Source organism: Streptomyces sp. AHU1 (assembly GCF_045343905.1).
In the GTDB taxonomy this organism is placed as follows: Bacteria; Actinomycetota; Actinomycetes; order Streptomycetales; family Streptomycetaceae; genus Streptomyces; species Streptomyces triticiradicis.
On sequence record NZ_CP174283.1, the window covers coordinates 7,433,793 to 7,458,695 of the forward strand.

Annotated in this window: 20 protein-coding genes and 1 pseudogene; 14 read left to right on the forward strand and 7 right to left on the reverse strand. The window is 72.9% G+C overall.

The features are described from left to right. Position 1: 1 nt before the first annotated feature. Together ACICHK_RS32930 and ACICHK_RS32935 are read left to right on the forward strand one after the other, a co-directional pair. Complete coding sequence (locus ACICHK_RS32930) at positions 2-688, forward strand: GPP34 family phosphoprotein (protein WP_406839749.1); 687 nt, start codon at positions 2-4, stop codon at positions 686-688. Between the two features lie 125 nt (positions 689-813). Next, complete coding sequence (locus ACICHK_RS32935) at positions 814-1,650, forward strand: isocitrate lyase/phosphoenolpyruvate mutase family protein (RefSeq protein ID WP_406839750.1); 837 nt, start codon at positions 814-816, stop codon at positions 1,648-1,650. Between the two features lie 16 nt (positions 1,651-1,666). Here the strand turns inward: ACICHK_RS32935 and ACICHK_RS32940 are convergent, their stop codons facing one another. After that, on the reverse strand, positions 1,667-2,083 hold the full coding sequence (locus ACICHK_RS32940) for an SsgA family sporulation/cell division regulator (protein WP_103551277.1): 417 nt from the start codon (positions 2,081-2,083) through the stop codon (positions 1,667-1,669). Positions 2,084-2,381: 298 nt separating this feature from the next. On the opposite strand from ACICHK_RS32940, the gene ACICHK_RS32945 reads away from it, so the two are divergent. After that, a complete protein-coding gene (locus ACICHK_RS32945) occupies positions 2,382-3,488 on the forward strand; it encodes a WD40/YVTN/BNR-like repeat-containing protein (protein ID WP_406839751.1) in 1,107 nt (368 codons plus the stop codon). Positions 3,489-3,524: 36 nt separating this feature from the next. Here ACICHK_RS32945 and ACICHK_RS32950 read toward each other — a convergent pair whose 3' ends face one another. Next, positions 3,525-3,821 carry a YciI family protein gene (locus ACICHK_RS32950; protein ID WP_406839752.1) on the reverse strand — a complete coding sequence of 99 codons (297 nt, stop codon included), beginning with the start codon at positions 3,819-3,821 and terminating at the stop codon, positions 3,525-3,527. 210 nt (positions 3,822-4,031) lie between these two features. Between ACICHK_RS32950 and ACICHK_RS32955 the strand changes: the two genes are divergently transcribed. Both ACICHK_RS32955 and mmpA read left to right on the forward strand, forming a co-directional pair. After that, positions 4,032-4,721 carry an endonuclease V gene (locus tag ACICHK_RS32955; RefSeq protein WP_406839753.1) on the forward strand — a complete coding sequence of 230 codons (690 nt, stop codon included), beginning with the start codon at positions 4,032-4,034 and terminating at the stop codon, positions 4,719-4,721. Between the two features lie 102 nt (positions 4,722-4,823). Beyond that, entirely contained in the window at positions 4,824-4,970 is a 147-nt protein-coding gene (gene mmpA / locus ACICHK_RS32960) for a morphogenic membrane protein MmpA (RefSeq protein WP_406839754.1), read from the forward strand. A gap of 111 nt (positions 4,971-5,081) precedes the next feature. On the opposite strand, the gene ACICHK_RS32965 is transcribed toward mmpA, so the two are convergent. Next, positions 5,082-6,254, reverse strand: coding sequence for a saccharopine dehydrogenase family protein (locus tag ACICHK_RS32965; RefSeq protein WP_406839755.1), 1,173 nt, complete (start codon positions 6,252-6,254; stop codon positions 5,082-5,084). A gap of 432 nt (positions 6,255-6,686) precedes the next feature. Here ACICHK_RS32965 and ACICHK_RS32970 point away from each other — a divergent pair, with 432 nt between their 5' ends. The 4 genes from ACICHK_RS32970 to ACICHK_RS32985 all read left to right on the forward strand — a co-directional run bounded on the left by ACICHK_RS32970 (position 6,687) and on the right by ACICHK_RS32985 (position 12,552). Then, complete coding sequence (locus tag ACICHK_RS32970; protein ID WP_406839756.1) at positions 6,687-7,823, forward strand: CaiB/BaiF CoA transferase family protein; 1,137 nt, start codon at positions 6,687-6,689, stop codon at positions 7,821-7,823. A 118-nt stretch (positions 7,824-7,941) separates the two neighbouring features. Continuing rightward, positions 7,942-9,084, forward strand: coding sequence for an acyl-CoA dehydrogenase family protein (locus tag ACICHK_RS32975; RefSeq protein WP_406839757.1), 1,143 nt, complete (start codon positions 7,942-7,944; stop codon positions 9,082-9,084). Positions 9,085-9,106: 22 nt separating this feature from the next. Continuing rightward, positions 9,107-10,321: an acetyl-CoA C-acetyltransferase gene (locus tag ACICHK_RS32980; protein WP_151471100.1), complete on the forward strand. Its 1,215-nt coding sequence runs from the start codon at positions 9,107-9,109 to the stop codon at positions 10,319-10,321. A gap of 38 nt (positions 10,322-10,359) precedes the next feature. Next, positions 10,360-12,552, forward strand: coding sequence for a 3-hydroxyacyl-CoA dehydrogenase NAD-binding domain-containing protein (locus tag ACICHK_RS32985; protein ID WP_406839758.1), 2,193 nt, complete (start codon positions 10,360-10,362; stop codon positions 12,550-12,552). Positions 12,553-12,746: 194 nt separating this feature from the next. On the opposite strand, the gene ACICHK_RS32990 is transcribed toward ACICHK_RS32985, so the two are convergent. Continuing rightward, a complete protein-coding gene (locus ACICHK_RS32990) occupies positions 12,747-13,445 on the reverse strand; it encodes a MerR family transcriptional regulator (protein WP_406839759.1) in 699 nt (232 codons plus the stop codon). Positions 13,446-13,597: 152 nt separating this feature from the next. Between ACICHK_RS32990 and ACICHK_RS32995 the strand changes: the two genes are divergently transcribed. Together ACICHK_RS32995 and ACICHK_RS33000 are read left to right on the forward strand one after the other, a co-directional pair. Next, entirely contained in the window at positions 13,598-14,077 is a 480-nt protein-coding gene (locus ACICHK_RS32995; protein WP_406839760.1) for a macro domain-containing protein, read from the forward strand. Between the two features lie 118 nt (positions 14,078-14,195). Further along, positions 14,196-15,119 (forward strand): adenosine kinase, encoded by a 924-nt coding sequence (locus ACICHK_RS33000; protein ID WP_406839761.1) that lies wholly within the window; start codon positions 14,196-14,198, stop codon positions 15,117-15,119. A 70-nt stretch (positions 15,120-15,189) separates the two neighbouring features. Here ACICHK_RS33000 and ACICHK_RS33005 read toward each other — a convergent pair whose 3' ends face one another. Next, positions 15,190-16,710 (reverse strand): M1 family metallopeptidase, encoded by a 1,521-nt coding sequence (locus ACICHK_RS33005; RefSeq protein ID WP_406839762.1) that lies wholly within the window; start codon positions 16,708-16,710, stop codon positions 15,190-15,192. 182 nt (positions 16,711-16,892) lie between these two features. Between ACICHK_RS33005 and ACICHK_RS33010 the strand changes: the two genes are divergently transcribed. Next, positions 16,893-18,860: a Xaa-Pro dipeptidyl-peptidase gene (locus tag ACICHK_RS33010; RefSeq protein WP_406839763.1), complete on the forward strand. Its 1,968-nt coding sequence runs from the start codon at positions 16,893-16,895 to the stop codon at positions 18,858-18,860. A 56-nt stretch (positions 18,861-18,916) separates the two neighbouring features. Here the strand turns inward: ACICHK_RS33010 and ACICHK_RS33015 are convergent, their stop codons facing one another. Then, the gene (locus ACICHK_RS33015; RefSeq protein WP_406839764.1) at positions 18,917-19,879 is read right to left on the reverse strand and encodes an FAD-dependent oxidoreductase; all 963 of its coding nucleotides are present in this window, start codon (positions 19,877-19,879) and stop codon (positions 18,917-18,919) included. 66 nt (positions 19,880-19,945) lie between these two features. Between ACICHK_RS33015 and ACICHK_RS33020 the strand changes: the two are divergent. Together ACICHK_RS33020 and ACICHK_RS33025 are read left to right on the forward strand one after the other, a co-directional pair. Then, positions 19,946-20,431: pseudogene (locus tag ACICHK_RS33020) on the forward strand (oxidoreductase); the annotation flags it as partial. Between the two features lie 243 nt (positions 20,432-20,674). After that, positions 20,675-22,315, forward strand: coding sequence for an ABC-F family ATP-binding cassette domain-containing protein (locus ACICHK_RS33025; RefSeq protein WP_406839765.1), 1,641 nt, complete (start codon positions 20,675-20,677; stop codon positions 22,313-22,315). Positions 22,316-22,433: 118 nt separating this feature from the next. On the opposite strand, the gene ACICHK_RS33030 is transcribed toward ACICHK_RS33025, so the two are convergent. Continuing rightward, a complete protein-coding gene (locus tag ACICHK_RS33030; protein WP_406839766.1) occupies positions 22,434-24,830 on the reverse strand; it encodes a Tex family protein in 2,397 nt (798 codons plus the stop codon). Positions 24,831-24,903 lie beyond the last annotated feature (73 nt).

Sequence of the window (24,903 nt, forward strand, 5' to 3'; positions counted from 1 at the left end):
CGTGCCGAACGGCTCGCTCTCGTTGCCCGCCCGGCTCTACCTCCTGGCGTGGGACACCACGAAACGGAGGATCACCGGATCCACCCACCTGCACCACCTGGTGCGCGCCGGCGCCCTCACCGAACTCGCCCAGCGCGGGCTGCTCGTCGACGACGACGGCATCGTCACCCCCGTCCACCCCGACTCCCGGACGGGGGACGTCGTGCTGGACGGGCTGCTGGAACTCGTGTCGGAGTCGCGGCCCCGGAGGTGGAAGTCGTGGGTCACCTGCCGGGCCCGGGTCACCCTGGACGCGGTACGCGCCCAGCTCGCGGCCGAGGGGTACCTGCGGGCGGAGAAGAAGCGGGTCCTCGGGATCTTCCCGTCCGTCGAGTACGAGCTGGACCGGGTGCCCGCGGTCGAGGCCCTGCGCACGGACGCGCGCGAGGTCCTGGAGGGACCGGTGCCCGTCGCCGACGTCGGTGACCGTGACGCGGCCCTCGTCGCCCTGGCCGCCGCGGCCGAACTCCGCACCTTCGCGTCGTCCGGGGAACGCAAGCTCCACAGGGCCCGCATCGACGAACTCGCCGAACGCGGGGGCGCGGCGGCGCCCGCGCTGAGGAAGGTCGTCCAGGACGTCCGTACGGCGGTGGCCGTGGCGGCCGCGACGGCCGCCTCCACGACCACGGCGGCGACCACGGCGAACTGAACGGCGTGGCCGGGGCGAGCCGGACGGGTGTGGCCGAGGAGCACCCCCGAGGCGGCGGCACGCCTTCACGTACATGTCGGATTCCTGCCAGCTCCCGTCGTACCGGCCGTGCTTGGGTTGACCCCATGACCGACATCGAGCGACTTCGCGCATCCGCCCTCGCCTTCCGCGCCCTGCACGTGCCGGGCCGTCCCCTCGTCCTGGTGAACGCCTGGGACGCGGTGACCGCCCGCATCGTCGAAGAGTCCGGCGCCGCGGCGGTGGCGACGACCAGCGCGGGACTCGCCTGGGCCCTGGGCGCGGCGGACGGGGACCGGCTGGACAGGGAGGACGCGCTCGCGGCCGTCGCGCGGATCACCTCGGTGGTCCGGGTTCCGGTCAGCGCGGACATCGAGAACGGGTACGCGTCCGACGCCGAGGGCGTGGGGGACACCGTCCGCGCGGTGCTCGCGGCGGGGGCGGTGGGCGTGAACCTCGAGGACGCCCTCTACGAGGAGGGCGCCGGGCCGCTGCGTCCGCTGAAGGAGCAGGCGGAGCGCGTCGCGGCGGCGCGCGCGGCCGCCGACGCGGCCGGGGTGCCGCTGTTCGTCAACGCCCGCATCGACACCTTCCTGCGCGGCGCGGGCGGGGTGGAGGAGACCCTGGAGCGGGCCGCCGCCTTCCTGGCCGCGGGAGCCGACGGCGTCTTCGTACCCGGAACCGTCGATCCGGCGACCGTGAAGGCGCTCGTCGAGGGCATCGACGGTCCCCTGAACATCCTGGTGGGTCCCGGGGCGCCGTCCGTCGAGGAGCTGGCCGAGCTCGGCGTGGCCCGGATCAGCGCGGGTTCGAGCGTCGCGTCCGCCGCGCACGCCCTGGTCCGGCGTGCCGCGCGGGAGCTGCTGGACACGGGGACCTACGAGACCCTGGACGGCGGGTTCGAGTACATGGGCCTCAACGCCCTGATGGCGCGCGCCGACTGACGGCACCCGCGCCGATTCAGCAGGTGCCCCGCATGAGTTCCGCCAGATCGTGGTCCAGGTCCACCTGGAGGTGCTCCAGACCGACCGGCACCAACTCGGTGGTCTGCCGGAGGAAGTTCCGCACCTCACCGGAGCGGACGTGGACCACGGCGGTGCCCTCGGGGGCGTGGAACTCCAGCACGGTGCGGTCGAATCCGTACGGCCGCACCCGCACGTCGCCGTGCCCCACCGCGTCCTCGAGCCCCGACACGAGCAGTTCGCGGGCGAAGGTCCAGCAGACCTCGACGCCCTCGAGCGTGGCGGGGGCGGGAAACGTCATGCGGACAGCGAACGGATCGGTCCGGTCGTAGTGCAGCGTGGCCGGGATGCTCGGCATCCGCGGCGCGGCGGCGACGAGGCGGGCCTCTACGGGCTGCTCGATGGCGGTGGACAACGCCTTGCTCCCTTGTGACGGCTGAACGGACTCCGGACGGATGAAGCCGGTCAATTGAAGAGACGGAAGAATGACCCGGCGCGTGCACCTGTGGACCGAGTGACCTCTGTCACCGAGGCCATGCACCGGGAGATCAACTTTCTCCGATCGTGGTGGTCCCTTTCCGTTCCGCGCTCACCCGACACCGAGGAGGACACCCAGGTGGCCCCGAGGGTTGCAGTCGACCGCCATGTGGACACCAATGGGGGAACGGAGGCCGTCTGGACGCCGCCGGGGGAGTGCACTAGCTTCGCCCGCCATGAGGAGCTCGGGAAAGACGGGACGCACGGGCCGGAGGATCGGCGTGGGACCCGCGGCGGCCGCGCTCGCCGCGGCGCTCGTGGTGGCCGCGCCGGCGGTGGCGGCGCCCGCACCGGCACACGACAAGGCGCAGGCCCCGCGCTGGGCGCTCAAGGACAGCGGTACGGACGCCCGTTTCCGCGGACTGTCGGCGGTCGGCAGGGACACCGCGTGGGTGGCCGGTTCGAAGGGCACCGTGCTGCGCACCACCGACGGCGGCGCGCTCTGGCGGAACGTCTCGCCGCCCGGCGCCGGGGACCTGGAGTTCCGTGACGTCGAGGCGTTCGACGCGCGGCGTGCCGTGGTCCTGGCCATCGGCGAGGGGGAGGCGTCCCGCGTCTACCGGACCGAGGACGGCGGCACCACCTGGACCGAGTCCTTCCGCAACACCGACGCCAAGGCCTTCTACGACTGCCTCACCTTCCTCGACCGGCGGCACGGCCTGGCCGTGAGCGACCCGGTGGACGGCAGGTTCCGCATCCTGTCGACCAGCGACGGCGGCCGTTCCTGGAAGGTGCTGCCCGGCGACGGGATGCCCGCCGCCGAGGACGGCGAGGCGGGCTTCGCCGCGAGCGGCCAGTGTCTGGTCGGTTCGGGGCCCCGCGACGTGTGGCTGGCCACGGGAGGCGGCGCGACCGCGCGCGTGCTGCACTCCGCCGACCGCGGACTGACCTGGACCGCCACCGGCACGCCGGTCCCCGCGGGCGATCCGGCGCGCGGCGTCTTCGCCCTCGCGTTCCGCGACCGTACGCACGGACTCGCGGTGGGCGGCGACTACCGTGCCGACCAGGCCTCACCGCGGGCCGCGGCGGTCACCCCCGACGGCGGCCGCACCTGGACCACCGCCGACCGGCCCCCGCCCGCCTACCGCTCCGGTGTCACCTGGCTTCCGCACAGCCGCGCCGCCGCCCTCGCGGTCGGTCCCACCGGCACCGACCTGACCATCGACGGCGGCCGCACCTGGCGCACCCTCGACACCGGCTCGTACGACACCGTGGACTGCACCCCGGACCTGAGCTGCTGGGCCTCCGGCGAGAAGGGCCGGATCGCCCGGCTGGAGCGCTGAACCGGGCCGGTCGCGCGGGACGCGGGGCGAGGGGCCTCAGCCGGGGGTCTCGCGATAGCGCTCCAGGCCCGGGGCCGTCTTCGTCGCCACGAACTCGGTGACGCGGTACGCGCACACGCCCGCGGTGACGAACGGGTCGCCCGCGGCGATCTCCTCGATCCGCGCCCGGTCGTCCGCGACGGCCAGGATCACGCCTCCGTCGCGGGGGTTCTTGCGCCCCGAGGCGAGGAAGGTCCCTGCCGCGTACTGCTCGTCGAGCCAGGCGACATGGGCCTCCAGGACGGCGTCGACGGCTTCGAGTGGCGCGGTGTAGGACAGCTCCAGTACGAACATGATCGCGAGCTTACCCCCGGCCGCCCCGCCGCCAGCCCGCCCCGGTCCCGCGACGGCGGTCGCGCAAGTCCCTCGCGCCGCAACCCGGTTGGGCCGCCGGAACCCCTCACCCCGCCTCCGGCCCCGGCCCGTGTGTCCGGCGGGAGCGTCCGTGGGCGGACCGCCCCGCGTGGGTCCGGGCGAGCGGCGGCCCGTAGGCTCGTTCCCACCATGACGACCGTGAGGATTCCCGCGGGCTGGCCCGCCACCGAGGAACAGGCCCGCGCCGTGCAGGACGAGTTGCGCGAGCGGGTGGTGCTCGACGAGCCGGGCCCGCCGCCCGGCACCGGTCGCGTCACGGGTGTCGACGTCGCGTACGACGACGAGCGCGATGTCGTCGTCGCGGCGGCCGTCGTCCTCGACGCGGCGACCCACGAGGTGGTGGCGGAGGCCACCGCCGTCGGCCGGGTCTCCTTCCCGTACGTCCCCGGGCTGCTCGCCTTCCGCGAGATCCCGACCGTCATGGCCGCGCTCGACGCCCTGCCCTGCCCGCCCGGCCTGGTCGTCTGCGACGGGTACGGGCTCGCCCACCCACGCCGTTTCGGCCTCGCCAGCCACCTCGGCGTCCTCACCGGGCTCCCCACGATCGGGGTCGCCAAGAACCCGTTCACCTTCTCCTACGAGGAGCCCGGCGTCCGGCGCGGCAGCGCCTCACCGCTGCTCGCGGGCACCGACGAGGTGGGCCGCGCGCTGCGCACCCAGGACGGGACCAAGCCCGTGTTCGTGTCCGTCGGCCACCGCGTGGACCTCGGCAACGCCTGCGCCCACACCCTCGCGCTCACCCCGAAGTACCGTCTGCCGGAGACCACCCGCCGGGCGGACTCCCTGTGCAGACGGGCTCTCCGGCAGGCGACCTCCTGATCCCGTCCACCCGTCCCCGTCCACACCGTCTGCGCGTGTGAGTACGGCTTCTGAGTACCCGTACGGATGTACGGCCGTGCCGCGCCCGGCAGGCTGATCCGCATGACGACGTACCACGCACCGAAGCCCGCCGCCGAACCCTCCCGGCCCGCCGGGCGCGCGGTGACGGCCGCGCTGGTCCTCGCCGTCCCGGCCGGCCTCGCCTGGGCGGCCGGGATCATCTACACGGTGTTCGCCTGGGCGTCGTGAGGACCGCCCGACCCGCACGGTCACACCCGAGCCCCACGACCGCGCCCGTCACCGACGGGCACACCCGGCCGCCGGCGCCCCCACGCCCGCCCCATGACCCGGACGGCCGCCCTAGCGCACCGCCGCCACCCGGAAGGTGATCCCGGCCGCGCTCAGCCGTTCCAGCAGTGCGTCGCCCATCGCCACCACCGGGGTGACCTGGCCGGACGTCTTCGGCAGCTCGTCGAGGGCCAGGGACAGGGCGGACTCCGCGAGCATCTTCGCGGTCTCGCCGTAGCCGGGGTCGCCGCCCGAGACCTCGGTGTACACGCGCCGGCCGCCGCCCTCGCCGACGAAGCGCACCGAGAACCAGCTCTTCGCACGGCGTTCGGCGTCCGGCCCCTCACCCGGCTTGATCCGGTCGGACAGCCAGCGGCGCGCGGGCGGCAGCTGGGCGGCGGCGAAGAGCACGCTCACCCCGGCGACCCCGCCGAGGGCGACGGGCAGCCGCTCGACGGCCGCGTAGTGGCGGTAGCGGAAGTCCGGCCCGTACCGCGCCAGGGCCCGCGCCGAGCGCTGCACCACCTGGGCGTCGATCGTGGGCAGCGGCAGGGCCCACGCCCCGACCTCCTTGGCGAACCGCGGCGCGCCCAGGGGGGCTTCCACCCGCCGGTCCATCAGGCGCGGTTCGTGGTACCTGCGCTCCCGCGCGGCGGCGAGCATGTGCCGGCCGCGCGCGAACTGGTTGAGGGCGGAGGCGAAGGTGCCGCCCGAGAACATCGCCCGGGAGCGCACGAATCCCTCCACCCGCAGCGGCACGTCCTCCGGGAGCTGCTTGACGGTGAAGTAGGCGCCCAGGTCGTGCGGGACGGAGTCGAAGCCGCAGGCGTGGACGAGCCGCGCGCCCGTCTCCCGCGCGCGTGCGTCGTGCCGGACGTACATCAGGTCCACGAACTCGGGCTCGCCGGTCAGGTCCAGATAGTCGGTCCCGGCGTCCGCGCAGGCGGCCACCAGGTCCTCCCCGTAGGTGATGTACGGCCCCACGGTCGAGGCCACCACGCGCGCCTGTCCGGCGAGCTCGCGCACCGAGTCCGGGTCCGTCACATCGGCCCGCAGCACGCCGGGCGCGCCGCCGAGCCGCTCCCGCAGCCGTTCCAGCTTCCCGGTGCTGCGTCCGGCGATCGCCCACCGCAGCCCCTCGGGAGCGTGAGCGGCCAGATACTCCGCGGTGAGCTCCCCGACGAACCCCGTGGCTCCGAAGAGCACGATGTCGTACGCGCGGTCCGGCTCGATAAGCCTGCTCATGACACCCTCCACCACTGTGGGCTGCGCCCGGACGTGCCGTCCCGCGCCACGTCGTGCGCGAAGCGCCGTTGTCGGTGGCTGAGGCTAGCGTGAGGTGGCGACAGTCGGACGACGAGGTCGCACGAACAGGCCGGAGGCAGCCGTGGCCGTGTCGGAAAACGCGCTGAAAAAGTGGCAGAAGGTGCGTGGGCCCACGTCCGGCCCGCCCGGCGCCCCGCGGGAGTTGCCCCGGGGCGGGGTGACGCCGCTCCCGGGACCGTCCCCGCTCCCGGGACCGTCTCCGACCCCGGGACCGTCTCCGACCCCGAGATCGTCCCCGACTCCGATCCCGGAATTTGACTAAGCGCTTGCTCGTCAGGGGCTTGCCCGGAGTGGAACACGTTCTTAACATCACTGATGTCACATCAGTGGTGTCACAGTGCTGGGGGCTTGATGACAGCGGCAGGAACGCCGGGGCACGGTCCCCTCGCCGGAGTGCGCGTGGTCGAACTGGCGGGCATCGGGCCCGGCCCGTTCGCCGCCATGCTGCTCGCCGACCTCGGAGCGGACGTGGTCCGGGTGGACCGGCCCGGCGGCGCCGGGATCGGGGTCGACCCGGCCCGCGACATCGTCAACCGCAACAAGCGGTCCGTGATCGTCGACCTCAAGGCCGAGGACGGCGCGTCCCGCGTCCTCGATCTGGCCGAACGGGCCGACATCCTGATCGAGGGCTACCGGCCCGGCGTGGCCGAGCGCCTCGGTGTGGGCCCCGAGGACTGCCGTGCCCGCAACCCGCGGCTCGTCTACGGCAGGATGACCGGATGGGGCCAGGAAGGCCCGCTCGCCCACCGCGCCGGTCACGACATCGCCTACATCGCGATCACCGGAACCCTCGGGATGATCGGCGAGCCGGGCAGGCCGCCGGCGGTCCCCGCGAACCTCCTCGGCGACTACGCGGGCGGCTCGCTCTACCTCGTCGTCGGCGTCCTCGCCGCCCTGAACCACGCGCGCGCGACCGGCGCCGGACAGGTCGTGGACGCGGCCATCGTCGACGGCACCGCGCACCTCTCGACGATGATCCACGGCATGATCGCCGCGGGCGGCTGGCAGGACCGGCGCGCCGCCAACCTCCTCGACGGCGGCTGCCCGTACTACGGGACCTACGAGACCGCCGACGGCCGGTACATGGCCGTGGGCCCCCTGGAGCAGCGGTTCTACGACGAGTTCACCGAACTGCTCGGCATCCCCGGACTCGGCCCCGCCCACAAGGACCCGGCGCGCTGGGAGGAACTGCGCGGGGCGGTCGCCGAGCGCTTCAGGACCCGTACGAGGGACGAGTGGACCGCCGTCTTCGAGGGCACCGACGCCTGCGTGGCGCCGGTCCTGTCCTTGCGCGAGGCGCCCGGGCACCCGCACCTCGCCGCCCGGGGCACCTTCGTCGACCACGGCGGCGTCACCCAGCCCGCCCCCGCGCCGCGCTTCTCGGTCACCCCCACCGCGGTCCGCGGCGGCCCCGCCCTGCCGGGCGCCGACACCGCGGACGTCGCCCGCGACTGGGACGTGCCCCGGCCGGCGAAGGACGGCTGCTGATGGAACCCCGCCGGCCGCTCGTCCCCGGCGCCTCCCCGGCGCCCGCCCGTACCGGCAGAAGCCCCCGCACCGCCCTCCACGAGGGCCTCCGCACCCACTCCAGGAAGGCGTTCCCCGCATGAAGCGGCAGATCTTCACCGCCGAGCACGACGCGTTCCGCGAGACCGTGCGCACCTTCCTCGCCAAGGAGGTGCTGCCCCACTACGAGCAGTGGGAGAAGGACGGCATCGTCTCCCGGGACGCCTGGCGCGCGGCCGGCCGGCAGGGCCTCCTCGGCCTCGCCGTGCCCGAGGAGTACGGAGGCGGCGGCAACACCGACTTCCGCTACAGCGCGGTGCTCGCCGAGGAGTTCACGCGCGCGGGAGCGGCCGGGCTCGCCCTCGGGCTGCACAACGACATCATCGGCCCGTACCTGACGGACCTCGCCACCGAGGAGCAGAAGCGGCGCTGGCTGCCCGGCTTCTGCGACGGTTCGATCATCACCGCGATCGCGATGACCGAGCCCGGCGCCGGCTCCGACCTCCAGGGCATCAAGACGCACGCGGAGGACAAGGGCGACCACTACCTGCTCAACGGCTCCAAGACCTTCATCTCCAACGGCATCCTCGCCGACCTGGTGATCGTGGTCGCCAGGACCACCCCCGAGGGCGGCGCGCACGGACTGTCGCTGCTCGTCGTCGAGCGGGGCGCGGAGGGCTTCGAGCGCGGCCGCAACCTCGACAAGATCGGCCAGAAGTCGCAGGACACCGCCGAGTTGTTCTTCAACGACGTCCGCGTCCCCAAGGAGAACCTGCTCGGCACGCTCAACGGCGCGTTCGTCCACCTGATGACCAACCTCGCGCAGGAGCGCATGGGCATCGCCGTCGCCGCCATCGCCGGGGCCGAACACCTGCTGGAGATCACCACCGCGTACGTGAAGGAGCGCGAGGCGTTCGGGCGGCCGCTCGCGAAACTCCAGCACATCCGCTTCGAGATAGCCGAGATGGCCACCGAGTGCGCCGTCACCCGCACCTTCCTCGACCGCTGCATCGTCGACCACTCGGACGGCGAACTCGACGCGGTGCACGCCTCCATGGCGAAGTGGTGGGCGACCGAGCTGCAGAAGCGGGTCGCCGACCGCTGTCTCCAACTGCACGGCGGCTACGGCTACATGACGGAGTACCGGGTCGCACGGGCCTTCACCGACGGCCGCATCCAGACCATCTACGGCGGGACGACCGAGATCATGAAAGAGATCATCGGCCGCTCCCTGCTCGGCTGAACCCTCATCGAAAGGCTTACCAGTGAGCACCGAAGCGTACGTGTACGACGCGATCCGCACCCCGCGCGGTCGCGGCAAGCAGAACGGCTCCCTGCACGGAACCAAGCCCATCGACCTGGTGGTCGGGCTCATCCACGAGGTGCAGCGGCGCTTCCCGGGCCTCGACCCGGCCGCCGTCGACGACATCGTGCTCGGTGTCGTCGGCCCCGTCGGCGACCAGGGCTCCGACATCGCCCGGATCGCGGCCATCGCCGCCGGACTGCCCGACACGGTGGCCGGCGTCCAGGAGAACCGCTTCTGCGCCTCAGGCCTCGAAGCGGTCAACATGGCCGCGATGAAGGTCCGTTCGGGCTGGGAGGACCTCGTCCTCGCGGGCGGCGTCGAGTCGATGTCGCGCGTGCCGATGGCCTCGGACGGCGGCGCCTGGTTCGCCGACCCGATGACCAACCTGGCCACCAACTTCGTGCCGCAGGGCATCGGCGCCGACCTCATCGCCACGATCGAGGGCTTCTCCCGCCGCGACGTCGACGAGTACGCGGCCCTGTCCCAGGAGCGCGCGGCCACCGCCGTGAAGGAGGGCCGCTTCGAGCGGTCCGTCGTCCCCGTCAAGGACCGCGGCGGTCTCACGGTCCTCGACCACGACGAGTTCCTGCGCCCCGGCACCACCGCCGACTCGCTGGCGAAGCTCAAGCCGTCCTTCGCGGACATCGGCGAACTGGGCGGCTTCGACGCGGTCGCGCTCCAGAAGTACCACTGGGTCGAGAAGATCGACCACGTCCACCACGCGGGCAACTCCTCCGGCATCGTGGACGGCGCCTCGCTGGTCGCCATCGGCTCCAAGGAGGTCGGCGAGCGCTACGGCCTGACCCCGCGCGCGCGGATCGTCTCCGCCGCCGTGTCCGGCTCCGAGCCGACCATCATGCTCACCGGTCCCGCGCCCGCCGCCCGCAAGGCGCTCGCCAAGGCCGGTCTGACCATCGACGACATCGACCTCGTCGAGATCAACGAGGCCTTCGCGGCCGTCGTCCTGCGCTTCGTGAAGGACATGGGCCTGTCGCTGGACAAGGTCAACGTCAACGGCGGCGCCATCGCGCTCGGCCACCCCCTCGGCGCCACCGGCGCGATGATCCTCGGCACCCTCGTCGACGAACTGGAGCGCCAGGACAAGCGGTACGGCCTCGCCACCCTGTGCGTGGGCGGCGGCATGGGCATCGCCACGATCGTCGAACGCGTCTGACCTCCCCAACGGATCAAGGATCTACGGAGCATCCCCTGATGAGCACTGAGCCCACCACCATCCGCTGGGAACAGGACGAGACCGGCGTCGTCACCCTCGTCCTCGACGACCCCAACCAGTCCGCCAACACCATGAACGCGGCGTTCCGCGCCTCCCTCGCCGCGGTCACCGACCGGCTGGAGGCCGAGAAGGACTCGATCCGGGGCGTCATCTTCACCTCCGCCAAGAAGACCTTCTTCGCGGGCGGCGACCTGCGCGACCTCATCCGGGTCACCCCCGAGACCGCCCAGGACCTCTTCGACGGCGGCCTCGCCATCAAGCGCGACCTGCGCCGCATCGAGACCCTGGGCAAGCCGGTCGTCGCCGCCATCAACGGCGCGGCCCTGGGCGGCGGCTTCGAGCTCGCCCTCGCCTGCCACCACCGCGTCGCCCTCGACACCTCCGGCACCAAGATCGGCTGCCCCGAGGTCACGCTCGGCCTGCTCCCCGGAGGCGGCGGTGTCGTCCGCACCGTGCGGCTGCTGGGCATCGCCGACGCGCTGCTGAAGGTCCTCCTCCAGGGCACGCAGTACAACGCGACGCGCGCCCGGGACAACGGCCTCGTCCACGAGGTGGCCGCCACCCCCGAGGAACTGCTCGCCAAGGCCCGCGCGTTCATCGACGCCAACCCCGAGTCGCAGCAGCCCTGGGACAAGCCCGGCTACCGCATCCCCGGCGGCACCCCGTCGAACCCGAAGTTCGCGGCCAACCTGCCCGCCTTCCCGGCCAACCTGCGCAAGCAGACGAACGGCGCGCCCTACCCGGCGCCGCGCAACATCCTCGCGGCGGCCGTCGAGGGCTCCCAGGTCGACTTCGAGACGGCCCAGGTCATCGAGGCCCGCTACTTCGTCGAGCTGGCCGCCGGCCAGACCTCGAAGAACATGATCCAGGCGTTCTTCTTCGACCTCCAGGCCGTCAACTCCGGCGCCAACCGCCCCAAGGGCATCGAGCCGCGCCCGGTCACCAAGGTCGCCGTCCTCGGCGCCGGGATGATGGGCGCGGGCATCGCCTACTCGTGCGCCCTCGCGGGCATCGAGGTCGTCCTCAAGGACGTCTCGGCCGACGCGGCGGACAAGGGCAAGGCGTACTCCGAGAAGCTCTGCGCCAAGGCGGTGGCCCGGGGCCGTACGACCCAGGAGAAGGCGGACGCGCTCCTCGCCAGGATCACGCCCACCGCCGACCCGAACGACCTCGCGGGCTGCGACGCCGTCATCGAGGCGGTCTTCGAGGACACCTCGCTCAAGCACAAGGTGTTCCAGGAGATCCAGGACATCGTCGAGCCCGACGCCCTGCTCTGCTCCAACACCTCCACCCTGCCGATCACCGCGCTCGCCGAGGGCGTCGAGCGGCAGGAGGACTTCATCGGGCTGCACTTCTTCTCGCCCGTCGACAAGATGCCGCTCGTGGAGATCATCAAGGGCGAGCGCACCGGCGACGAGGCGCTGGCCCGCGCCTTCGACCTGGTCCGCCAGATCAGGAAGACCCCGATCGTCGTCAACGACTCGCGCGGCTTCTTCACCTCCCGGGTCATCGGGCACTTCATCAACGAGGGTGTCGCGATGGTCGGCGAGGGCATCGAGCCCGCCTCCGTCGAGCAGGCCGCCGCCCAGGCCGGCTACCCGGCGAAGGTCCTCTCCCTCATGGACGAGCTGACCCTCACCCTGCCGCGCAAGATCCGCAAGGAGTCGAAGCAGGCCGTCGAGGAGGCGGGCGGCACCTGGCAGACCCACCCCGCCGAGGCCGTCATCGACCGCATGGTCGACGAGTTCGAGCGCCCCGGACGCAGCGGGGGAGCGGGCTTCTACGAGTACGGCGAGGACGGCAAGCGGGGTCTCCTGTGGCCCGGTCTGCGCGAGCACTTCACGAAGCCGGGGCACGAGATCCCGTTCGAGGACATGAAGGAGCGCATGCTCTTCTCCGAGGCGCTGGACACCGTCCGGCTCCTGGAGGAAGGCGTCCTGACCTCGGTGGCCGACGCCAACATCGGCTCCATCCTCGGCATCGGCTTCCCGGGCTGGACCGGCGGTGTCCTGCAGTACATCAACGGCTACGAGGGTGCGACCGGCACGGGACCGGCCGCGTTCACGGCCCGCGCGCGGGAACTCGCCGAGCGCTACGGCGACCGCTTCCTGCCGCCGGCGCTGCTCGTCGAGAAGGCGGAGAAGGGCGAGCGGTTCACCGACGCGTCCTGACCGGACCGTCCGCGCCGGGGCGCACCCGCGCCCCGGCGCACCCATGCCGTGCGCATCCATGCCGCGCGCATCAGTGCCCGGCGCGTTCGGGCTTCCGCGCACCCGCACCCCGCGCGTTCGTGCCCCGCGCACCTGGGCCTCGCGCACCCGTCCCCGACCGCGCCGGGACGCCCCTCAACGAGGGCGCCCCGGCGTCAGGACTCCTTGAGCCACTCCCGCAGCTCGTCCTTCAGCGAGCGCTGGAACGCGGTCAGCAGCGCCTGCACCACCAGCGGCTGCATGTGCGCCGACAGCGACTTCACGGCCGCCACGGACTCCTGCCCGTCCACGGCGTCGCGGAACAGGCCGGACAGCTCGCGGGCCGCCGCGCGCGCGTGCTCCAGCAGGACGGTCCGCGCGGCGAGGAGGGACTCGTCCGCGATCGGCACGTCCAGGAGCTCCAGGCCGAGCTTCAGCAGCCCGGGGTCCAGCCGGACGGGGTCCCCCGTCCCCTCGATCACGCTCATCGCGGCGAGCCGCTCCAGGTCCGCGTCACCGAGGGCCCGCCCGGCCCGGCGTTCCAGTTCCTCCCGGGTCACCTCCTCCGTCGCGTCGGGGGCCCAGGAGGCCACCACGGCGCGGTGGATGGCGAGATCGCGTGCGCTCAGGTCGGGCGGCAACCGCGTCAGGTGCCGCTCGATCGCGGCCAGCGTCATGCCCTGGCGCTGCAGCTCCTCGATGAGCGCGAGCCGGGCCAGGTGCTCCTGGCTGTAGTGGCCCACCCGACGGGGGCCGATCACGGGCGGCGGCAGCAGGCCCCTGGCGCTGTAGAAGCGGACGGTACGGACCGTGACGCCCGCCCGCGCGGCCAGCTCGTCGACCGTGAGTGCCGACTCTCCGGTGTCCGTCGTCATGGCAGGTCCTCGCCTCTCGCGTCGTGCGGCGCCCGCCCCTGGTGACCGCTGACGGCGCGGTGCAACAGTATTGCTGTCCCACCAGTGTTGTGAAAGTTCTCGCCGGCCGCCGGGCCGGCGCCGTTGTCAGTGGCGGCCTCTACGGTGGGGGCATGCCGGAGATCAGGTACGTCCGCGGTGACGCCACCGCTCCCTCGGTCAAAGGGGTCAAGCTGATAGCCCACGTGTGCAACGACATCGGGGGCTGGGGCAAGGGCTTCGTGCTGGCCCTCTCCCGCCGCTGGCCGGAGCCGGAGGCCGCGTACCGCGCCTGGCACCGCGGCCGCGCGGGCAACGACTTCGGCCTGGGCGCGGCCCAGTTCGTCCAGGTCGAGCCGTACGTGTGGGTGGCGAACCTGGTGGGCCAGCGGGGGATACGCACAGGGAGCAAGGGCGTGCCCGTGCGCTACGAGGCCGTCGACGCCTCGCTCGCGCTGCTGGCGGACAAGGCCGTCGAGCTCGGGGCCTCCGTGCACATGCCGCGCATCGGATGCGGTCTGGCCGGCGGCACCTGGTCGCGCGTGGAGCCCCTGGTCACCGAGCGGCTCGTGCGCCGCGGTCTGTCGGTGACCGTGTACGACTACGGCGACTGACCGGTGCGCGGAGGTTCCGGGACGACGACCGACAGAATTTGCGCAAGTTTCTGCAAGCCCTTGCTGTGATCGTCGGGAGCCTGGTTGACTCGACTGCCCGCGTCCGAGAGGGAGAGTCATGAGCCGCGACATCGACGTCCTCGTCCTCGGCGGTGCGGGGGTGGACACCATCGTCCACGTCCCCGAACTGCCGCTGCCCTATGCCGACAGCTACATGATCCAACCGGGCATCGAGACCCGCGCCGGGCAGACCGGCGACTTCGTCGCGCTGGGCCTGCACAGCCTCGGCCTGCGCACCCACCACCTCGACCTGCTCGGCGACGACCCCGAGGGCGACCTCGTGCGCGCCCTGCACCGCGACCGGGGCATCCCGCTCACCGAGGTCCACCAGTCCTCGGGCACCAAGCGCGCGGTCAACCTCGTCGGCCCCGACGGACGCAGGCTGTCCCTGTACGACATCAGCAGGGGAAGGGAGGAGGACCGGTTGCCCGAGCGGACGGTGCGGGACCTGGCCGCGTCGAGCCGGCACGCCCATGTGTCCATCACCCACCCCTGTGCCTTCGCCCTGCCGATCCTCCGGAAGGCCGGGGTGACCATCTCGACCGACCTGCACGACTGGGACGGCGAGAACCCGTACCAGGAGGCTTTCGCGTACACCGCCGACATCGTGTTCGTCTCCACCACCCGCCTCCCCGACCACGAGCGCACCATGCGGAAGATCATGGAGAACGGCCGGGCCGAGATCGTCGTCGCCACGGCCGGTGCCGAGGGCGCGTACGTGCTGTACGACGGCGAGGTGACCCACGTGCCCGCGGTCCCGCTCCTCACCCCCGTCGTCGACTCGAACGGCGCCGGGGACTCCTTCGCCGCGGGCTTCCTCTACGGCCGTCTGGCCGGCGAACCCGTCGAGCGCTGTGCCCTGTACGGCGCTGTGGCCGGCGCCTACGCCTGCACGGTGCCCGCGACCCGCGCCGACGCCATCAGCCGCGCCCAGCTCCTCGACCAGGTGCCCGAGCCGGAGGCGCCGGCCGCCGCCCGCTGAGCCTGCGCCGGAGGAGCGGCCGACGCGGCGCCGGAACCGCCCGCCCCGGCCGGGGCGGGCGGCACGAGCCTCAGCGGGAGTGGACCGAGCCTCGGCCGGAGTGGACCGAGTCCGTGGCGGCGATCTTCTTCCAGGACTTCGGCCGGGCGACGGCGCCCTTCGCGGCCCGGGCGGGGGCGAGCCCCGCGTTCCGCGCCGCGGGCGCCGCCGGCTTCGAGGGCTGGAACAGCCAGGTGTCGAAGAAGGAGGCGAGCGACGTGCCCGACACCTGCTCGGCGTACTTCCGGAAGTCGTCGACCGACGCGTTCCCGTACGCGTGCTCCTTCGGCCACCCCTTCAGGACGGCGAAGAAGGCGTCGTCCCCGACCCGGTTGCGCAGCGCCTGCACCGCCAGCGCGCCCCGGTCGTACACCGCGATGTCGAACTGGTCGTCGGGCCCCGGGTCGCCGGGCGCCACCGTCCAGAAGGCGTCGTCCGCCGGGTGCGAGGCGTACACGTAGTCCGCGAGCTCCTGTGCCGTGCCCTCGCCCTCGTGCTCCGACCACAGCCACTGCGCGTACCGCGCGAAGCCCTCGTTGATCCAGATGTCCTTCCAGCCCTTGAGCGACACGTCGTCGCCGAACCACTGGTGCGCCAGCTCGTGCACGACGACGGAGGTGTTGGAGCCGTTCGCGAACTGCCGCGGGCTGTAGTACACCCGGGTCTGGGTCTCCAGCGCGTACCCGGTGGTGGTGTTGGGGACGTACCCGCCGGCACTGCTGAAGGGATACGGCCCGAAATAGCCGCTCAGCCAGTCGACCAGCTCTCCCGTGCGCTCGACACTGGCGCGCGCCGCGCCGTCGTTGTCGCCGAGGTCCTTGCTGTAGGCGTTGACGACCGGGACGCCGCCGTCGGACGTTCCGGTCGTGATGTCGAACTTCCCGACCGCGAGCGTGGTCAGATACGTGGCCTGCGGCTTGTTCGACCGCCAGTTCCAGCGGGTCCAGCCGAGCCGCGAACTCGTCGACTGCAGGGTGCCGTTGGAGATCGCCTGGGTGCCGTCCGGGACCGCCACCGACACGTCGTAGGTCGCCTTGTCGAGCGGGTGGTCGTTGCTCGGATACCACCACCACGCCGACTCGGGCTCGTCCGCCGCGACCGCCCCGTCCGGGGTGCGGTGCCAGGTCGAGAAGCCGTACGCGCTCTTCGTGGACGGCACTCCGCTGTAGCGGACGACGACGGTGGCCGACGTCCCCTTGGCGAGCGGCTTCGCCGGCGTGATCTCCAGCTCGTGCTCGCCCGACCTGGCGAACGACGCCTTCGCGCCGTTGACCCGGACCTCGCTCACATCGAGCAGGAAGTCCAGGTCGAACCGGGACAGGTCCTGCGTGGTGGTCGCCAGGAGGGTGGCCGTGCCCTCCAGTTCGTCCGTCGTCGGCTGGTACGTGAGCCTCAGATCGTAGTGCGAGACGTCGTATCCGCCGTTGCCGTAGGCCGGGTAGTAGGGGTCGCCGATGCCCGGTGCTCCCGGGGCGTAGCTCGCCGCCGAGGCCGGGATCGCCAGCAGCAGGGAGGCGGCGAGGGCGCCCGGGGCGATGAGTCTGCGGTGCACGTCGAGCTCCAAGTCGTGGGGGCATGAAGTCGGTTCGGAGCCTATTCAGCCCCTGTGGTCCCGGTCATGTCCACGGCCACCCCTGTCACACGATCGCCATTCGGCCGACATGAGCCGTCCGGTCCCGAGGGTCCGTCAGAGACCCTCTGTCGCACGGGAGTCGGCCGGGGTACGTTCCGCGCATGCCGAAATCAGTGAGCCGCACGCGCTTCATGACCTGGAGACCGCTCGCGACGGCGGCCGTCGCCGCCCTGATGGCCGCCTTCCTCGTCCCGGCCGCCGCACACGGCGCCCCGAGGGAGAGCACCCCGGTCTATTCGTACGAGAACGCGATCCGTGAGTCCGTCTGGGTGGACACCGGGCTCGACGGCGACGATGACGGGAAGCACGACCGCGTGGCCGTCGACATCGTCCGGCCGCGCGAACCCGCCCGCCAGGGACGCAGGATCCCCGTCATCATGGACGCCAGCCCGTACTACTCCTGCTGCGGGCGCGGCAACGAGAGCCAGAAGAAGACGTACGACGCCGACGGCCACGTCGTCGGGATGCCGCTGTTCTACGACAACTACTTCGTGCCGCGCGGCTACGCCTTCGTCGGGGTCGACCTCGCCGGCACCAACCGCTCCGACGGCTGCGTCGACGTCGGCGGCCGCTCCGACGTCCGGTCCGCCAAGGCGGTGATCGACTGGCTGAACGGCCGCGCCAGGGGATACACCAGCCGCACCGGCACCACGACGGCCCGAGCGACCTGGACCGACGGCAGGACCGGCATGATCGGCAAGAGCTGGGACGGCACCATCGCCAACGGCGTCGCCGCCACCGGCGTCGAGGGCCTGAGGACCATCGTGCCGATCAGCGCCATCTCCTCCTGGTACGACTACTACTTCGCCAAGGGCGCCCCGCTCTACGACTCGGGGCCCGACTGGCTGTCCGACTACGTCGACAGCCCCGACGCCCGCGCCAAGTGCGCGGCGGTGCAGCGGAAGCTGGTCGACGGCGCTCCGCGCACCGGCGACTGGACGTCGCTGTGGACCGAGCGCGACTACGTCAAGGACGCCGCGAAGGTGAGGGCCAGCGTCTTCCTCGTGCACGGCATGCAGGACCTCAACGTGCGCACCAAGAACTTCGGCCAGTGGTGGGACGCCCTCGCCAGGAACGGCGTCGAGCGCAAGATCTGGCTCTCCCAGACCGGCCACGTCGACCCCTTCGACTTCCGTCGCGCCGCCTGGGTCGAGACCCTGCACCGCTGGTTCGACCACGAACTCCTCGGCTACGACAACGGCATCGACCGCGAGCCCATGGCCGACGTCGAACGCCACCCCGACCAGTGGAGCACCTCCGCCCTCTGGCCGCCCCGCACCACGGGCGCCACGATCCTGCGTCCGGGCGCGGGCGCGCAACCGGGAGTCGGCACCCTCGGGCTCGCCCGCCGGTCCGGGAGCGAGACCTTCACCGACGACCCGGGACGTGGCGAGACCGACTGGGCCGCGGACATCGACCGGTCCACCCCCGACAAGGCCGGCTTCGCCACCGGGCCGCTCACCCGCGACCTGCGGCTCTCCGGCTCCTCGAGGGTGACGGTCACCGCCACGCCGACCACCCCGACGGCCCACCTCTCGGCGGTGCTCGTCGACCTCGGCCCGGACACCGTCCGCGACTACGCGGGACCGGGCGAGGGCATCACCACCCTCACCGACCGCACCTGCTGGGGAGCGAGCACGGCCGGCGACAGCTCCTGCTACAAGGTGACCGGGGCGGCCAGGACGGACGTCGGTCGGACCGTCGTCAGCCGCGGCTGGGCCGACCTCGGCGACTACGCCTGGGACAAGGGGGGCAAGGGCGTCGCGCTCACCCCGGGCAAGGCGTACACGATCACCCTGGACCTGGCGGCCACGGACCACGTGGTCCCGAAGGGGCACCGGCTCGCGCTGATCGTCGCGGGCACCGACAAGGACCTCATCGACCCTCCCGCCGACACCCCCACCCTGACCATCGACCTGTCCCGTACCTCGGCGCGGGTGCCCCTGGTGGGCGGCACGAAGGCGTTCGAGCGGGCGACGGCGGGCTCCACGGCGGCCCCGGCCGCGTCCGTCCTCGACGGCGTGCGCGCGCCCCGCGCCGCGCTCCGGATCCCGGGGGAGACCCACTGACCCGCTGAGCCTCCGGGTCCTCGACGCGGACCGTCGCGGACCGTCGCGGACGGAGTTCAGGCGGAGGCGGCCGGACCGACCAGTCCGGCCGCCTCCCGCGCGCATCCCCACGCCACGGTGACCCCGGCGCCCCCGTGCCCGTAGTTGTGCACCAGCACCCGTCCGTCCGGCCGGACCTCGCGTTCCAGCCGGACCGTCTCGCGCACCGGCCGCAGCCCCACCCGGTGGCCGAGCACCCGGGCTCCGGCGAGCTCGGGGCGCAGTGCCGCGCACCGTTCGACGATCCGCGCCGCCACCTCCGGATCGGGAACCCGCGACCAGTCGTCGTCGTCCGTGGTGCCGCCGAGGACCACCCGGTCCGGGTGCGGGAAGACGTACGTCGTCGTCCCGGCCACCGGGTCCGTCGAGACGAGCCACTCACGGATCCCGGGGTTCTCGACGATCACGAGCTGCCCGCGCACGGGACGTACGGCCGGATCCGGTACGAGACCGCGGGCGCCGAGGCCCGCGCAGTTCACGACGACCGGCGCGTCCGGCTCCGCGAGGTCCGTCGCCGTGCGTTCCTCCACCGTCCCGCCCGCCCGCAGGAACCGCTCTCGCAGATGGCGTAGGTGCACGGGCATGTCGATCAGCGGCAGCCGCGCCCGCAGCGCGGTCCCCGGGTACTCCCCGGCCGTCGCCGCGCGCAGCCCGGGCACCCGGGCCGCCCACGACCCGAGTCCGTCCAGCCGCGTCTCGCCCATGACCCCCTCGACCAGGCGTACGCCACTCGCCTCGGGCCGCGCCGCCAGCTCCTCGTACACGCCGAGGGACACGAGCGCCCACTCGCGGGCCAGGGCCTCGGGCGCGATGCGGTACGGCCACCACAGCGCACCCGCAACGGCCGAGGTGGTCCGCTCGGCGGGCTCCCGCGTCCACACCCGCACCCGCAGGCCGGTCTCGGCCAGCACCACGGCCGTCGTCAGGCCGACGACCCCGCTGCCGACCACGATCACATCAACGCTCCCGGGCTTCTCCATGCCGGGACGTTAGCGGAACACGCCACGCGGTGGTCTCGTCACTCTCCGTCCTGAGATACTCGTGGCATGCCCTCCGAGTACACCACCTTCGGCCTGGCACCGGCGATGCGTGCCGGTGGGGCCCTCACCGACAGTGACCGTCAAGCGCCCCGGGGCTTCGTCGACTTCGTCGTCGACGGGCGCCCGCTGCTGCTCCGGCTCTCCGGCCTCGACACGGTGTCCCCGCTCGCCTCCGACGTGCCGCCCGCGATCTTCGCCGCGCAGGTGCGCGGCCTTCTCCTGGAGGCGGCCGCCCCGCTCGACGGGGGCAGGTACGTCATCTACGGCTGTCCCGAGTGCGAGAGCGTCGAGTGCGGTGCCGTCACCGCGGTCGTCGAGAGGGACGGCGACGACTACGTCTGGCGGGACTTCGCCTGGCAGACCGGCGAGCGGGCCGACCTGGAACGCAACGGCTACCACGGCACGGGACCGTTCCGCTTCCGCGGCCCCGAGTACCGCGGCGCCCTGAACTCCCTGCTCGGCGGAGTACCGCGGACCGGCCGCCACCGGATCCCGCCGGAGGCCGGGGACGCCAGGGAGGGGGCGTTCACCGTGGCCCGGACGCCGAAGGGCGCCCTGACGGAACCGGTGACCCACCGGCGGGCCCGCTGACCGGGCCAGCCGGTGTCCCGCGGGTGGCCCGTCGACTCCGCGGCCCCGCGGTTCCGGAGCCCGCCGCCGGGCGGCCGGGGCGCCGTGGAGCGTGGGGATCCACGGTGAGAGGGGCCGTGGCGGGCCGTTAGGATCGGCCCCCTGATGACTGCCACCCTCGTCGCCAAGAACCTCACCGCCGGACACGGCGACCGCGCTCTCTTCTCCGGACTCGACCTCGTCGTCGCGCCCGGCGACGTGATCGGGCTCGTCGGCGCCAACGGCGCGGGCAAGTCCACGCTGCTGCGGCTGCTCGCCGGTCTCCTCGCCCCGGAACAGGGCGAACTGCGGCTCTCCCCGCCCTCCGCGACCGTCGGGCACCTGCCCCAGGAGCCGGAGCGCCGGGAGGGCGAGACCGTACGGGACTTCCTCGCGCGCCGGACGGGTGTCGACGAGGCCCAGCGGGTGATGGACGCGGCGACGCAGGCGCTCGTCGACGGGGCGCCCGGCGCGGACGACGCGTACGCGACCAGCCTGGAGCGCTGGCTCGACCTCGGCGGCGCCGACCTGGACGAACGTGCCGAGGAAGTCGCCGACTCCCTGGGGCTCGGCGTCGGCCTCGACCAGCCGATGACCTCCCTGTCCGGCGGCCAGGCGGCCCGGGCCGGACTCGCCTCCCTCCTGCTCTCCCGCTACGACGTCTTCCTCCTCGACGAGCCCACCAACGACCTCGACCTGGACGGTCTGGAGCGCCTCGAACGCTTCGTCTCCGGCCTGCGCGCCGGGACCGTCGTCGTCAGCCACGACCGCGAGTTCCTCACCCGCACGGTCACCAAGGTCCTCGAACTCGACCTGGCCCAGCAGCAGATCACGCTGTACGGCGGCGGCTACGAGGCCTATCTGGAGGAGCGCGAGACCGCCCGACGGCACGCCCGCGAGGACTACGAGGAGTACGCCGACAAGCGCTCCGCCCTCGAAGGCCGCGCCCAGATGCAGCGGGGCTGGATGGACAAGGGCGTCAAGAACGCGCGGCGCAAGGCGGGCAACGACAACGACAAGATCGGCCGCAAGTTCCGCAGCGAGGCCAGCGAGAAGCAGGCCGCGAAGGCCCGGCAGACGCAGCGCATGATCGAGCGCCTCGACGTCGTCGAGGAGCCCCGCAAGGAGTGGGAGCTGCGCATGGAGATCGCGGCCGCTCCGCGGTCGGGCGCGGTGGTCGCCACGCTGCGCGACGCCGAGGTGCGGCGCGGGGACTACACCTTCGGTCCGGCGACGCTCCAGATCGACTGGGCGGACCGGGTGGCCGTCACCGGCGCGAACGGCGCCGGCAAGTCGACCCTGCTGGGCGCGCTGCTCGGCCGGGTCCCGCTGTCCTCCGGGCACGCCACACTCGGCTCCGGTGTGGTCGTCGGCGAGGTGGACCAGGCCCGCAAGCTCTTCCACGGCCCCGAGTCGCTGCTGGAGGCGTTCGGCGCGGCCGTCCCGGACACGGAACCCGCCGAAGTCCGCACGCTGCTGGCCAAGTTCGGCCTCAAGGCGGACCACGTCCTGCGTCCGGCGGCCACGCTCTCCCCGGGCGAGCGCACCCGCTCCGCGCTGGCACTGCTCCAGGGCCGGGGCGTCAACCTGCTGGTCCTGGACGAGCCGACGAACCACCTCGACCTGCCGGCCATCGAGCAGCTGGAATCGGCCCTGGACTCCTACGAGGGCACGCTCCTGCTGGTCACCCACGACCGTCGCATGCTGGACGCGGTCCGCACGACCCGCCGCCTGGAGGTTGCGGACGGCAAGGTGACGGAGCGCTGAGCTTCCGGCCCGTACACGTGGGCCGCGCCTTCGGCCCGTACACGTGAGCCGGGTCTTCGGCCCGGAACGGGAAGGGGGTGGCGGCCACCGATCGGTGGCCGCCACCCCTTCCCGTGTGTCAGCTCCGGCCGCGCTCGGGGCCGGTCAGGCCCGCGCGGCGCAGGGCGTCGGCCATGGCGCTGTTCGCCGGCGGCGGGGCCTGCCGGGAGCCGCCCCCGGCGCCACCGCCCGGACCGCCGCCGCGGCCCTGGCGCTGCTGCTGGCCGCGCTGCTGGGGCGGCCGTCCGCCCCGCTGCCGGTCGCGACCGCCGCCGCCCTCGGCCGCCGGGGCCGCCGCCTCGTCGTCCAGCCGCAGCGTCAGCGAGATCCGCTTGCGCGGGACGTCGATGTCCAGCACCTTCACCTTGACGATGTCACCGGGCTTCACGACGTCCCGCGGGTCCTTGACGAAGGTCTTGGACATCGCGGAGACGTGCACGAGCCCGTCCTGGTGGACGCCGATGTCCACGAACGCGCCGAACGCGGCCACGTTCGTGACGACCCCCTCCAGGACCATCCCGGCCGCCACGTCGGAGATCTTCTCCACGCCCTCCTTGAAGGTGGCCGTCTTGAAGGCGGGCCGCGGGTCGCGCCCCGGCTTCTCCAGCTCCTTGAGGATGTCCGTGACGGTCGGCAGACCGAAGGTCTCGTCGACGAAGTCGGCCGGCCGCAGCGAGCGCAGCACACTCGTGTTGCCGATCAGCGACGCGACCTCGCCGCCCGCCGTCTTCACCATCCGCCGCACCACGGGGTACGCCTCGGGGTGCACGCTGGACGCGTCCAGCGGGTCGCTGCCGCCCCGGATCCGCAGGAAGCCCGCGCACTGCTCGTACGCCTTGGGGCCGAGCCGGGCCACCTTCTTGAGAGCCGTGCGGGAGGTGAAGGGGCCGTTGGCGTCGCGGTGCGCCACGATGTTCTCCGCGAGGCCGGAGGTGATGCCGGAGACCCGGGCCAGCAGTGGTGCGGAGGCGGTGTTCACGTCCACGCCCACGCCGTTCACACAGTCCTCGACCACCGCGTCGAGCGAACGGGACAGCTTCACCTCGGACAGGTCGTGCTGGTACTGCCCGACACCGATCGACTTCGGGTCGATCTTCACCAGCTCGGCCAGCGGGTCCTGGAGCCGGCGCGCGATGGAGACGGCGCCGCGCAGCGACACGTCCATGTCGGGCAGCTCCTGCGAGGCGAACGCGGACGCCGAGTACACCGACGCGCCCGCCTCCGACACCATGACCTTGGTGAGCTTCAGCTCCGGGTGCTTGGTGATCAGTTCACCGGCGAGCTTGTCGGTCTCGCGGGAGGCCGTGCCGTTGCCGATCGCGACCAGCTCGACCGCGTGCTCCTTGGCCAGCCGGGCGAGCTTCGCGACGGCCTCGTCCCACCGGTTGGCCGGGACGTGCGGGTGGATGACGTCCGTGGCGACGACCTTGCCGGTCGCGTCGACGACGGCGACCTTCACACCCGTACGGAAACCGGGGTCCAGCCCCAGCGTCGCGCGCGTGCCGGCCGGGGCGGCGAGCAGCAGGTCCCGCAGGTTCGCCGCGAAGACGTCCACCGCCTCGTCCTCGGCGGCGGTGCGCAGCCTGAGGCGCACGTCGATGCCGAGGTGCACGAGGATGCGGGTGCGCCAGGCCCAGCGGGCGGTGTCCGTCAGCCACTTGTCGCCGGGGCGGCCGCGGTCGGCGATCCCGAAGCGGTGGGCGACGATCCCCTCGTACGAGGAGGGCCCCTCGGTGGGCTCCTCCGGCTCCAGGACGAGATCGAGGACCTCCTCCTTCTCGCCGCGCAGCATGGCGAGGACCCGGTGCGAGGGCAGCGCCTTGAAGGGCTCGGCGAAGTCGAAGTAGTCGGCGAACTTGGCGCCCGCCTCCTCCTTGCCCTCGCGCACCTTGGCGGCCAGCCGCCCGCGCACCCACATGCGCTCGCGCAGCTCGCCGATCAGGTCGGCGTCCTCGGAGAACCGCTCGGTGAGGATCGCGCGGGCGCCGTCCAGGGCGGCCTGCGGGTCGGCGACGCCCTTGTCGGCGTCGACGAAGGCCGCGGCCGCGGCCAGGGGATCCACCGACGGGTCGCCGAGCAGGCCCTCGGCCAGCGGCTCGAGGCCCGCCTCGCGCGCGATCTGCGCCTTGGTGCGCCGCTTGGGCTTGAACGGCAGATAGACGTCCTCGAGGCGCGCCTTGGTCTCGGCGCCCCTGATCTGCGCCTCCAGCTCGGGGCTGAGCTTGCCCTGCTCGCGCACCGAGTCGAGGATCGCGGTCCGCCGGTCCTCCAGCTCCCGCAGATAGCGCAGCCGCTCCTCGAGGGTGCGCAGCTGCGCATCGTCGAGCATCTCGGTCGCTTCCTTGCGGTAGCGGGCGATGAAGGGAACCGTCGAACCGCCGTCGAGCAAGTCGACGGCGGCCTTGACCTGCCGCTCCCGTACGCCGAGTTCTTCGGCGATCCTGCCTTCGATGGACCCTACGAGGGGTGTCGTCACGATCCCGTACCGCCTTCTCCACTGAGGTTGCGCGGCAATTGTGGCAGGTGACGCCGACATCGGGGGCCCAGGG